This is a genomic window from Nocardioides marinus (genome assembly GCF_013408145.1).
In the GTDB taxonomy this organism is placed as follows: Bacteria; Actinomycetota; Actinomycetes; order Propionibacteriales; family Nocardioidaceae; genus Nocardioides; species Nocardioides marinus.
In genome coordinates this window covers 4058919-4071190 of the sequence record NZ_JACBZI010000001.1, presented here as the reverse complement: position 1 = coordinate 4071190, position 12272 = coordinate 4058919, and the positions used below count along the sequence as shown (strand labels likewise).

Annotated in this window: 9 protein-coding genes; 4 read left to right on the top strand and 5 right to left on the bottom strand. The window is 72.4% G+C overall.

Annotation, left to right across the window (positions count from 1 at the left end; translation table 11 throughout):
* Positions 1 to 11: 11 nt before the first annotated feature.
* From BKA05_RS19120 to BKA05_RS19110, 3 genes are read right to left on the bottom strand one after another with little or no spacing between them, the layout of a single operon-like run.
* Complete coding sequence (locus tag BKA05_RS19120) at positions 12 to 1403, bottom strand: NAD(P)(+) transhydrogenase (Re/Si-specific) subunit beta (RefSeq protein ID WP_179532844.1); 1392 nt, start codon at positions 1401 to 1403, stop codon at positions 12 to 14.
* Positions 1400 to 1711, bottom strand: a complete 312-nt coding sequence (locus tag BKA05_RS19115; RefSeq protein WP_179532843.1) for an NAD(P) transhydrogenase subunit alpha part 2 — start codon at positions 1709 to 1711, stop codon at positions 1400 to 1402. Before BKA05_RS19115 ends, BKA05_RS19120 begins: the two co-directional genes overlap by 4 nt.
* Complete coding sequence (locus tag BKA05_RS19110; protein WP_179532842.1) at positions 1708 to 2859, bottom strand: NAD(P) transhydrogenase subunit alpha; 1152 nt, start codon at positions 2857 to 2859, stop codon at positions 1708 to 1710. Before BKA05_RS19110 ends, BKA05_RS19115 begins: the two co-directional genes overlap by 4 nt.
* A gap of 60 nt (positions 2860 to 2919) precedes the next feature.
* On the opposite strand from BKA05_RS19110, the gene BKA05_RS19105 reads away from it, so the two are divergent.
* On the top strand, positions 2920 to 3696 hold the full coding sequence (locus BKA05_RS19105; protein ID WP_343045769.1) for a GTP pyrophosphokinase: 777 nt from the start codon (positions 2920 to 2922) through the stop codon (positions 3694 to 3696).
* 84 nt (positions 3697 to 3780) lie between these two features.
* Here the strand turns inward: BKA05_RS19105 and BKA05_RS19100 are convergent, their stop codons facing one another.
* The gene (locus tag BKA05_RS19100; RefSeq protein WP_179532841.1) at positions 3781 to 4524 is read right to left on the bottom strand and encodes a VIT1/CCC1 transporter family protein; all 744 of its coding nucleotides are present in this window, start codon (positions 4522 to 4524) and stop codon (positions 3781 to 3783) included.
* Between the two features lie 141 nt (positions 4525 to 4665).
* A complete protein-coding gene (locus BKA05_RS19095; RefSeq protein WP_179532840.1) occupies positions 4666 to 5811 on the bottom strand; it encodes an acyl-CoA dehydrogenase family protein in 1146 nt (381 codons plus the stop codon).
* 136 nt (positions 5812 to 5947) lie between these two features.
* On the opposite strand from BKA05_RS19095, the gene glgX reads away from it, so the two are divergent.
* The 3 genes from glgX to treZ are packed head-to-tail and all read left to right on the top strand — an operon-like array spanning position 5948 to position 12272.
* Positions 5948 to 8158, top strand: a complete 2211-nt coding sequence (gene glgX, locus BKA05_RS19090; RefSeq protein WP_179532839.1) for a glycogen debranching protein GlgX — start codon at positions 5948 to 5950, stop codon at positions 8156 to 8158.
* Complete coding sequence (treY, locus tag BKA05_RS19085; protein ID WP_179532838.1) at positions 8155 to 10530, top strand: malto-oligosyltrehalose synthase; 2376 nt, start codon at positions 8155 to 8157, stop codon at positions 10528 to 10530. Before glgX ends, treY begins: the two co-directional genes overlap by 4 nt.
* Positions 10530 to 12272, top strand: coding sequence for a malto-oligosyltrehalose trehalohydrolase (gene treZ / locus BKA05_RS19080; protein ID WP_179532837.1), 1743 nt, complete (start codon positions 10530 to 10532; stop codon positions 12270 to 12272). The genes treY and treZ overlap by 1 nt, the downstream gene beginning before the upstream one ends.

Sequence of the window (12272 nt, the reverse complement as noted above, 5' to 3'; positions counted from 1 at the left end):
GAGCCCCGCCCCTACAACGCCTTCGCCGCTGCCAGCAGCTTGGTGAGGGAGTCCTTGGCGTCACCGAAGAGCAGCGTGGTCCGAGGGTCGAAGAGCAGCTCGTTCTCGATGCCGGCGAAGCCGGGGCGCATCGACCGCTTGAGGAAGACCACCTGCTGGGCCTGGTCGACGTCGAGGATCGGCATGCCGTAGATCGGCGCCGAGGGCGTGGTGCGGGCGGCGGGGTTGACCACGTCGTTGGCGCCGACGACCAGCACCACGTCGGTGTGCTTGAACTCGCCGTTGATCTCGTCCATCTCGACCAGCTGCTCGTAGGGCACCTGGGCCTCGGCGAGCAGCACGTTCATGTGGCCGGGCATCCGGCCGGCGACGGGGTGGATGGCGTAGTCGACGCGGGTGCCGCGCGCCTGGAGCAGCTCGACCAGCTCGCGCAGGGTGTGCTGCGCCTGGGCGACGGCCAGGCCGTAGCCGGGCACGATGATCACGCGGTCGGCGTACCCCAGCAGGATCGCGACGTCCTCCGGGCCGGCCGAGCGCACCGGACGGTCGGAGGCCTCGCCGGCGCCCAGGGTCGAGCCGCCCCGCAGGGCGCCGAAGAGGATGTTGGGCACCGAGCGGCCCATCGCGCGGGCCATCAGCAGGGTGAGGAACGTGCCGGAGGCGCCGACGAGCGTGCCGGCGACCAGCAGCACCACGTTGCCCAGGACGTAGCCGCCGGCCGCGACGGTCAGGCCGGTGAAGGCGTTGAGCAGCGAGATCACGATGGGTACGTCGGCTCCCCCGACCGGCAGCACCAGCAGCACGCCCACGAGCAGGCCCATCACCCCGAGGGCGACGCCGGCCCACAGGGCGACGCCGTCCACGACCAGCCACCCGAGCACGACCGACCCGATCAGCGCAGCGGCGAAGGCGACCGGCAGCCCGGCGAAGACCACCGGTCGCGACGTCATCAGGTCCTGCAGCTTGGCGAAGGTGATGACCGAGCCCGCGAACGACACCGACCCGACCAGCACCGTGAAGGCGGTCGCCACGAGCACGAAGGTCCCGACGGCCACGCTCGGCACGTGACCGAGCTCCTCGAGCTCGAGCAGGGCGACCAGCGCGGCCGCACCGCCGCCGACGCCGTTGAAGAGCGCGACCATCTGGGGCATCTGGGTCATCTGCACCCGGCGCGCGCCGAGCACGCCGCCCAGCGAGCCGAGCGCGATCGCGCCGATGATCAGCGGCAGGTGGTCGAGGTCGAGGTAGACGAAGGGCAACACGACGGCCACCGCCGCGGCGCCCGCCCCGATGAGGTTGCCGGTGCGCGCGGTCCGCGGCCCGGAGAGCCCCTTGAGCGCCAGGATGAAGCCGACGGCGCAGAGCAGGTAGACCAGCTGCGCCCAGGTCGGGACGGCGCTCATCGCGGCGCCTCCTTCGACCCGCCGGTCGGCTTCCTCCGCGTGAACATCTGCAGCATCCGGTCGGTCACGACGAAGCCGCCGACCAGGTTGACCGCCGCGAGCACGATCGCGACCAGCCCCACCACCAGGGCGAGGGTGGACTCGGTCTGCCCCGTCACCAGGACCGCACCGAGCAGGATGATCCCGTGGATGGCGTTGGCGCCGGACATCAGCGGCGTGTGGAGGGTCGAGGAGACCTTGGAGATCACCTCGACCCCGACGAAGACGCTGAGCACGAAGATGGTCAGCCAGACCATGCCGTCGGTCATGCGAGGCCTCCTTCGGGAGCCGGGGGCTCGAGCAGCCGCGCGGTGGGTTCGTGGCGTACGACGCCGTCGTGGGTGACGCAGGCGCCGGCGACGATCTCGTCGGCCAGGTCGAGGGCGAGCGCGCCGTCACCGCCGTCGGCGGTCAGGAGCGTCACCAGGCTCAGGACGTTCTGGGCGTAGAGCCGGGACGCAGGCTCGGGCATCTGGGCCGGCACGTTGCGTCCTCCCCAGACCTGCGCCTGCCCGATGCGCACGACCTCGCCGGCCACCGAGCCCTCGACGTTGCCGCCGGAGTCGGCGGCCAGGTCGACGACGACCGAGCCCGGGCTCATCGCCTCCACCATGCCGCGGGTGACCAGCACCGGGGCGGTGCGGCCGGGGACGGCGGCGGTGGTGATGAGGCCGTCGGCCGCCGCGACGTACGGCGCCAGCAGCTCGCGCTGGAGCGCGGCCCGCTCCTCGGTCATCTCCCGGGCGTACCCGCCCGCGCCCTCGAGCGTCGGCAGGTCCAGCTCGATCGCCTGGGCGCCCATCGAGCGGATCTCCTCGGCCGCGGCGGCACGCACGTCGTAGGCCTTGACCACGGCCCCGAGGCGGCGCGCGGTGGCGATCGCCTGCAGGCCGGCCACCCCGGCGCCCAGCACGACGACCTCGGCGGGCGGCACCGTGCCCGCGGCGGTCATGTTCAGCGGCAGGAAGCGGCGCAGCAGGCCGGCGCAGACCACGGCGCAGCGGTAGCCGCTGACCAGCGACTGCGAGGACAGCGCGTCCATCGACTGGGCACGGGAGATGCGCGGGACCAGCTCCATCGCCAGGGCGGTGACGCCGAGGTCGCGGTAGTCGCGCACCAGGTCGAGCTCGGCCGCGGTCGGCAGGAAGGACACGGTCACGGTGCCCGACGCCAGCCGTCGGGCCAGGTCACGGGCCAGCGGCTGCACCGAGACCACCAGCCCCGCGTCGGAGTAGGGGTCGTCGGCGACCACGGCCCCGGCCGCGACGTACGCCTCGTCGGGGTGCAGCGCCCCCGCGCCCGCGCCGGGCTCCACGACCACCTCGTGCCCGAGGGCGGTCAGCTTCGCGACGAGCTCGGGGACCATCGCCACCCGGGTCTCTCCTTCGCGCGACTCGCGCGCGACCGCCACTCTCATGTCGAACCTCCTGCCAGCAACCTAGGGGCTCGGGCCGGTGCCGGTCCGTAGGCTGGCGGGGTGTCACCGCGCAGCGAACGCTTCCCGAGCTCCTTCGGCGACCCCGGGTCGGGCCCGGACGAGGGCCTGCGCAGGTTCCTGCTCGAGCACAAGTTCGGCATGGAGGAGGTGCTGACGAAGCTGCAGATCCTCCAGGACGAGTACACCCACCTCCACGAGCACAACCCGATCGAGCACGTCACCTCGCGCGTGAAGTCGCTGGAGAGCCTGACCGACAAGATGGAGCGCAAGGGCGTCGCCGTGGGCAGCGCACCGACGTACGACGAGGTGCGTGCGCGCGTCACCGACATCGCCGGTGTGCGGGTCACCTGCTCGTTCGTCTCCGACGTCTACCGCGTCTTCGACGTGCTCTCGCGCCAGCCGGACCTGCGGGTCGTCGAGGTGCGCGACTACGTCCGCGAGCCCAAGCCCAACGGCTACCGCAGCCTGCACGCGCTGCTGGAGGTGCCGGTGTTCCTGTCGGAGGGCACGGTGCCGGTGGTGGTCGAGACCCAGTTCCGCACCGTCGCCATGGACTTCTGGGCCAGCCTGGAGCACAAGATCTTCTACAAGTACCGCCGCGACGTCCCGGCCGAGCTCCTCGACGGGCTGCGCGAGGCGGCCGAGACCGCCGCCCGGCTCGACGCCACCATGGAGGGGCTGCACCAGGAGGTGCGCGGGCTCGACGACCTGCCCGACGAGCTGGTGGCCGGGCTGCGGCGCGCCGTCACCCCGGAGCCGGAGCTGCGCGAGTCCCTGCACCAGCTGGCCCGCTCCGCCGGCGTCGAGCCGCTGTAGCCAGCGGGGGCGCCGACCGGGTCGTCAGCCGGGTCGTCAGGCGGGTCGTCAGCCGGGTCGTCAGCCGGGTCGTCAGGCGGGTCGTCAGGCGATCGTCGTACCGAGCGCGGACCCGACCAGGAACGTCACGACCATCGCGAAGACGCCACCACCCACGTTGCGCAGGACCGCGCGACCCGGGGGGCCGTAGCCCAGCCCGGCGCTGAGCCAGCCGGTGAGCGCGAGCGCCACGGCCACCGCCCCCATCGTCACGGGGACCCGCACGTCAGCCACGACGAGCACGATCGTGAGCAACGGGAGCAGCGCCCCGACGGTGAAGGCGATCATCGAGGCCCAGGCCGCCTGCCAGGCACTGGTGAGCTCGTCGGGGTCGATGCCCAGCTCGGCCTCGGCGTGCGCGCCGAGGGCGTCGTGGGCGGTGAGCTCGACGGCGACCTGCTGGGCCAGCTCGGGCGAGAGGCCCTTGTCGACGTAGATCTGGGCCAGCTCGGCCAGCTCCTCCTCCGGCTCCTCCTCGAGCTCGCGGCGCTCCTTGGCCAGCAGGGCCTGCTCGCTGTCGCGCTGGGTGCTCACCGAGACGTACTCCCCCGCGGCCATGCTCAGCGCACCGGCCACCAGGGCGGCGACGCCGGCCACCATGATCGTGGTGCGGTCGGTGGTGGCTCCCGCGACGCCGACCACGACACCGGCCGTGGACACGATGCCGTCGTTGGCGCCGAGGACGCCGGCGCGCAGCCAGTTCAGCCGCGAGCGCAGCCCCTCGCCGTGCGGCTCGTCGTCGTGCAGGCCGATCTCGACGTCGGCAGGGTCGGTCAGCTCGGAGGTCACGCGGTGATTCTCCGGTGCCGACCGACCCCGCACAACGAAGGTGAGGCTGCGCTGACAGGTGATCGAGCAGCGAGCGGGCGTCGAGATCACCGGCACGATGGTCTCGACGCCCGCTCGACCAGCGTGCGGCCGAGATGCGTGCTACAGGCCCAGATCGCGGCCGATGAGCTCCTTCATGATCTCGTTGGACCCGGCCCAGATCTTCGAGACGCGGGCGTCGCGCCAGGCGCGGGCCACGCGGTACTCGTTCATGAAGCCGTAGCCGCCGTGCAGCTGGACGCAGTGGTCGAGCACGTCGTTCTGGACCTGCGAGGACCACCACTTGGCCTTGGCGGCGTCGACGGGGGTCAGCTCGCCCTTGTCGTGGGCGATGACGCAGGTGTCGATGTAGGACTCGGTGACCTCGATGGAGGTGACCAGCTCGGCCAGCAGGAACTTGTTGTGCTGAAACGTGCCGATCGGGGCACCGAAGGCCTTGCGGTCCTTGGTGTACTGGATCGTCTCGGCCAGGATCTGCTTGGCGTGCGCGACGTTGGAGATCGCGCAGCCCAGGCGCTCCTGGGGCAGCTTCTGCATCATCGCGATGAAGCCGCCGCCGAGCTCGCCGAGGACGTGGTCCTCGGAGAGGCGGACGTCCTCGAAGAAGAGCTCGGCGGTGTCGGACTCGTCCTGGCCGACCTTGTCGAGCTTGCGACCGCGGGAGAAGCCCGGGGCGTCGGCGGGGATCGCGAAGAGCGAGATGCCGCGCGCGCCCTTCTCGGGGTCGGTGCGGACCGCGGTGATCACCAGGTCGGCGGAGTAGCCGTTGGTGATGAAGGTCTTCGAGCCGTTGATGACCCAGTCGTCGCCGTCCTTGACCGCGCTGGTCTTCAGCGCGGCGAGGTCGGAGCCACCGGAGGGCTCGGTCATGCCGATCGCGAGGAGGATCTCGCCGGAGGCCACGCCGGGCAGCCAGCGCTGCTTCTGCTCCTCGGTGCCCATCGCGACGATGTACGGCGCGGTGATGTCGGCGTGGATGCCCCAGCACGAGCCGAGGGCGGCGTTGACCTTGGAGAGCTCCTCGGCCATCACCGCGTTGAAGCGGTAGTCCTCGGCACCGGCGCCGCCGTACTCCTCGGGGATCTCCAGGCCCAGGAACCCCTGCTTGCCGGCCTCGAGCCAGAACTCGCGGGGGATGGCCTTGTCGACGGCGTGCTGCTCGACGTTCGGGATGACCGAGCGCTCCAGGAACTCCCGCACGCTGGAGCGGAACGCCTCGTGGTCCTCGTCGTAGATCTCGCGCTTCATGACGGTGATGCTACCGAGTGGTAACCGGCTGCGGCAGGGGCCGCGGGGGTGGTCCCCGCCACGAGGGGTGAGGCGCAGCCGCCCAGAGGGTTGTTAGAACGTTCCAAGAACCATTCGTCGCTTTGGAGGGAGACCGATGGAGGTCTGGCCCGGGACCGCCTACCCGCTGGGTGCCACGTTCGACGGCAGCGGCACCAACGTCGCGCTGTTCAGCGAGGTCGCCGATCGCGTCGAGCTGTGCCTGTTCGACGACGACCCCGAGGGCGGTGGTCTCGTCGAGACCCGGGTGGAGCTGACGGAGGTCGACGCCCACGTCTGGCACTGCTACCTGCCCTCGGTCCAGCCCGGCCAGCGCTACGGATACCGCGTGCACGGCCCGTGGGCGCCCGAGCACGGGCAGCGCTGCAACCCCTCGAAGCTGCTGCTGGACCCGTACGCCAAGGCGACCTGGCGCGAGATCGACTGGGATCCCTCGCTGTTCGCCTACACCTTCGGCGAGGAGGACTCGCGCAACGACGACGACTCCGCGCCGCACATGACGCTGGGCGTGGTCGTGAATCCGTTCTTCGACTGGGAGGGCGACCGCGCACCCCGCACGCCCTACACCGACACGGTCGTCTACGAGGCGCACGTCAAGGGCCTGACGATGCTGCACCCCGACGTCCCCGAGGAGCTGCGCGGCACGTACGCCGGCCTGGCGCACCCGGCCGTCGTGGAGCACCTGCGCAAGCTCGGCGTCACCGCGATCGAGCTGATGCCGGTCCACCAGTTCGTCCAGGACAACACCCTGCTGGACAAGGGCCTGCGCAACTACTGGGGCTACAACACCCTGGGTTTCTTCGCCCCGCACGCCGAGTACAGCGCCAGCGCGCGCGAGCTCGACGACCCGTCGGCCCGGGGGCTGCAGGTCCAGGAGTTCAAGTCGATGGTCAAGGCCATGCACCTGGCCGGCATCGAGGTCATCCTCGACGTGGTCTACAACCACACCGCGGAGGGCAACCACCTCGGGCCGACCCTGTCGTTCAAGGGCATCGACAACGCGGCGTACTACCGCCTCGTCGAGGACGACGAGCGCTACTACATGGACTACACCGGCACCGGGAACACCCTCAACGTCCGGCACCCGCACTCGCTGCAGCTGATCATGGACTCGCTGCGCTACTGGGTCACCGAGATGCACGTCGACGGCTTCCGCTTCGACCTCGCCTCGGCGCTGGCCCGCGAGTTCTACGACGTCGACCGGCTCGCCACCTTCTTCGAGCTGGTCCAGCAGGACCCGGTCGTCTCGCAGGTGAAGCTGATCGCCGAGCCGTGGGACGTCGGCCCCGGCGGCTACCAGGTCGGCGGCTTCCCGCCGCAGTGGACCGAGTGGAACGGCAAGTACCGCGACACCGTGCGCGACTTCTGGCGCGGGGAGCCGACGCTGGGCGAGCTGGCCTCGCGGCTGGCCGGGTCCTCGGACCTCTACGAGCAGTCCGGCCGGCTGCCCTTCGCCAGCATCAACTTCGTCACCGCCCACGACGGCTTCACGCTGCGCGACCTGGTCTCCTACGACGAGAAGCACAACGAGGCCAACGGCGAGGACGGCAACGACGGCGAGAGCCACAACCGCTCGTGGAACCACGGCGCCGAGGGCCCGACCGACGACGCCGAGGTGCTGCGGATGCGCGCGCGCACCCAGCGCAACCTGATCGCCACCCTGCTGCTCAGCCAGGGTGTCCCGATGCTGCTGCACGGCGACGAGGGCGGGCGCACCCAGGGCGGCAACAACAACACCTACTGCCAGGACAACGAGATCTCTTGGATGCACTGGGACGACCTCGACCGCCCCCTGGTCGAGTTCACCGCGGCGGTGGCGCGGCTGCGCGCCGAGCACCCGACGTTCCGGCGCAAGCGCTTCTTCGACGGGTCGACCGTGCGCACCGGCCCCGAGGGCGAGGAGCGTCTCAACGACATCGTCTGGCTGCACCCCGACGGTCGGCCCATGGAGGACGACGACTGGGACGGCGAGGGCCGGGCCCTGGGCATGTACCTCAACGGCCACGGCATCCAGGGCATGGACGAGCGCGGCGGTCAGATCGTCGACGACCACTTCTGCCTGTTCTTCAACGCCGGCGCCGAGGACGTGCCGCTCGTCCTGCCGCCCCAGGAGTACGCCGGTCGCTGGGCTGCCGTCATCGACACCGCGGGCGAGCTCGACCCCGAGGCCCCGCTGCACGCCGACGCAGAGCTGACGCTCCCGGCCCGGTCGGTGCTGGTGCTCCAGGAGTGGGCCGAGCCCGAGGCCGAGGTCGACTGGTCGGTCGACGCCTCCCTGCGCGAGCAGGCCGGCCGGGGCGCGTCGTGAGCCCGCGCGACCGGTCGACACCGGCACGCGTGCCGGTGTCGACGTACCGCCTCCAGGTCAGCGCCGAGCAGGACCTGCACGTCGTCGCCGACCTGCTCCCGCACCTGCACGACCTGGGTGCCGACTGGGTCTACCTCTCACCGATCCTGGCCGCCGAGCCCGGGTCGACCCACGGCTACGACGTGGTGGCCCACGACCACCTCGACCCCGAGCGCGGCGGCGAGGAGGGGCTGGCCGCGGTGTCAGCGGCGGCCCGTGCGCTGGGCATGGGCGTGCTGGTCGACATCGTGCCCAACCACGTCGGGGTCGCGACGCCGGCCGCCGACCCGTGGTGGTGGGACGTCCTCCGGCACGGCCGTGGCGCCGAGCACGCGGACGCCTTCGACGTCGACTGGGACACCGCCGGCCAGCGGCTGCGCATCCCCGTGGTCGGCGACGACGACCTGCGGCCCGACGGCGGCGTGGACCACCTGAGCCTCGTCGAGGGCGAGGGCGGGCTGGAGCTGCACTACTGGGACCAGGCCTTCCCCGTCGCGCCCGGCACCGCCAGCGGGCCCGACGACGACCCGCAGCAGGTGCACGCCCGCCAGCACTACGAGCTGGTCGACTGGCACCGCGCGGACGACGACCTCAACTACCGGCGCTTCTTCGCGGTCAACACCCTCGCCGCCGTGAGGGTCGAGGAGCCGGAGGTCTTCGCCGGGACCCACGTGGAGATCGGCCGTTGGCTCCGCGAGGGCCTGGTGGACGGGCTGCGCGTGGACCACCCCGACGGCCTGCGCGACCCGCGCGGCTACCTCGACGACCTCGCCCGGCTCACCGACGGCGCCTACGTCCTGGTCGAGAAGATCCTCGAGCCCGGTGAGCGGCTGCCGACCTCGTGGGCCTGCGAGGGCACCACCGGGTACGACGCCCTCGCGCTCGTCGACCGCGTGCTGGTCGACCCGGCCGGGGAGGGGCCGCTGGAGGAGCTGGCCGGACGCGTCGACTTCCACGCGATGGTCCACGACCTCAAGCGCGAGGTGGCCGACGGCATCCTCGGCAGCGAGACCGCGCGCATCGTGCGCGACCTGCGCCGCGACGTGCCGCGGCTGTCCACCGCCCGCGGCGAGGACGCCGTGGCCGAGCTGCTGGCCTGCTTCCCGGTCTACCGCTCCTACCTCACCTCCACCGACCGCGACGGCGAGGAGCACCTCACGCAGGCGCTCGAGGACGCACGCGCGCGGCGGCCCGACCTGGCGGCGACGTACGACCTGCTGGAGCCGTGGCTGCGCGACGGCACCTGCGACGGCGCCCGGCGCTTCCAGCAGACCTCGGGAATGGTGATGGCCAAGGGCGTCGAGGACTGCGCGTTCTACCGGCACTCCCGACTGACCTCGCTCAACGAGGTGGGTGGCGACCCGTCGGTGTTCGCGCTGCCGGTGGACGGCTTCCACGACGCCATGGCCGAGCGCCACCGCGAGTGGCCGCACGCGATGACGACGCTCTCCACCCACGACACCAAGCGCGGCGAGGACGTGCGGGCCCGCATCCACGTGCTCGCCGAGGCCCCGCACCGCTGGGCCGACGCGCTGGAGCGGCTGCTCGACCTGGTGCCGCTGCCCGACCCGGGGTTCGCGTCGCTGCTGTGGCAGGCCGCGATCGGCGCCTGGCCGGCCGACGAGGGCGAGCGGCCGGGCGGCGACTGGCGCAGTCGGCTGCACGGGTACGCCGAGAAGGCGATGCGCGAGGCGGGCGACCGCACCACCTGGACCGAGCCGGACGCGGCGTACGAGGACGCGGTGCACGCCGCCGTCGACGCCGCGCTGGACCGCGAGGACGTCCGCGAGGTCGTCGCCGAGGTGCTCGGGTGGACCGTCGACCCCGGCTGGTCGAACGCGCTGACCGCCAAGCTGGTCGCGCTCACCATGCCCGGCGTCCCGGACGTCTACCAGGGCTCGGAGCTGTGGGAGCAGTCGCTGGTCGACCCCGACAACCGCCGCCCGGTCGACCACGACCTGCGCCGCTCGATGCTCGCGGCCGGACCCGGCGCGCTCGTCGGCGGGCTCGAGGACCCCGGTGCCGCCAAGCTGCACGTGGTCACGACCGCGCTGCGGCTGCGCCGGGACCGGCCCGACCTGTTCACGTCGTACGCCGGTGTCGGGGCCGTCGGCGAGGCGGCCGACCACGTGCTGGCCTTCGACCGGGGCGGTGCCGTCACGGTGGCGACCCGGCTGCCGCTGGGGCTGCTGGAGCGCGGCGGCTGGGGCGACACCCGGCTGGCCCTGCCCGACGGCCGGTGGCGCGACCTGCTGACCGACCGGCTGACCGACGGGGCCCTGGAGACGCTGCTGTCGGCGTACCCGGTGGCCCTGCTGGTGAGGGAGGACTGATGTTCGAGGTGTGGGCACCGCGCCCGGACCGGGTGCGGCTCCTGGCCGACGGCCGGGTGCACGACATGGAGCGCGACGACGAGGGGTGGTGGCGCGCGGAGGTCCCCCGCCCGGTCGCCGACGAGGTCGAGGTCGACTACGGCTTCCTCCTCGACGACGACCCGACCCCGCGCCCGGACCCGCGCTCGCGGCGCCAGCCCGACGGGGTGCACGGCCTCTCGCGCACCTACGACCCCTCGACGTTCGCGTGGACCGACCAGGGCTGGACCGGGCGGCAGCTGGCCGGCTCGGTGGTCTACGAGCTGCACGTCGGCACCTTCACCCCCGGCGGCACGCTCGACAGCGCGATCGAGCGGCTCGACCACCTCGTCGACCTCGGCGTGGACCTGGTCGAGGTGATGCCGGTCAACGCCTTCAACGGCACCCACAACTGGGGGTACGACGGCGTGGGCTGGTTCGCCGTGAGCGAGAGCTACGGCGGGCCGGCTGCCTACCAGCGCTTCGTCGACGCCTGCCACGCCCGCGGCCTCGGCGTGGTGCAGGACGTCGTCCACAACCACCTCGGCCCCTCGGGCAACTACCTGCCGCTCTTCGGGCCCTACCTCACCCAGGGCCGCAACACCTGGGGCGACCTGGTCAACCTCGACGGCGAGGGGTCGGCGCACGTGCGCCGCTTCATCCTCGACAGCGCCCTGGTGTTCCTGCGGGACCACCACGTCGACGGGCTGCGCCTCGACGCCGTGCACGCGCTGCAGGACTCCTCGCCGACCCACCTGCTCGAGGAGCTGGCCGTCGAGGTCGCCGCGCTCTCCGCGCACCAGCGGCGACCGCTCTCGCTGATCGCGGAGTCCGACCTCAACGACCCGGTGATGATCCGGCCGCGCGAGGCCGGCGGCCACGGGCTCGACGCGCAGTGGAGCGACGACTTCCACCACGCCGTGCACGTCGCGCTGACCGGCGAGACCGACGGCTACTACGCCGACTTCGAGCCGCTGACGGCGCTGCAGAAGGTGCTGACCCGCGGCTTCTTCCACGACGGCACGTTCTCCTCCTTCCGCGACCGCGACCACGGCGTGCCGGTCGACACCGAGCACACCGCCACGTGGCGGTTCGTGGTGTGCAGCCAAAACCACGACCAGGTCGGCAACCGGGCGCGGGGCGACCGGGTCACCGAGGTCCTCGACGAGGACCAGCTCGGCTGCGCGGCGATGCTGGTGCTGCTCGGCCCGTTCACCCCGATGCTCTTCCAGGGTGAGGAGTGGGCGGCGTCGACGCCGTTCGCGTTCTTCACCTCCCACCCCGAGCCCGAGCTCGGTCGCGCCACCGCGGAGGGCCGGCTCGCGGAGTTCGAGCGGATGGGGTGGGACCCCGCGGTCGTCCCCGACCCGCAGGACCCGCAGACCTTCGCGATGTCCCGGCTGGACTGGTCCGAGACCGACCCGGGCCGTGAGGGGGGTCGGCACGCCCGGGTGCTCGGGCTCTACCGGGCGCTGGGTGCGCTGCGTCGTACCCGGCCCGAGCTGACCGACCCTTCCTTCGCCGCCACCCGCTGCGAGATCGACGAGGGGCAGCGACTCGTGCTGATGTGGCGCCGGGGGACCCTGGTGGCCCTCAACCTCGGCGAGCGGCCCGTGACGGTCCCGGGGCTGGAGGGCGCGCTGCTCGTCGGCACCCGGTCCGGGCCCACGCTCGCCGACGGCACGCTGACACTGCCGCCGCACGCCGGCGCGGTGGTGGGCTGA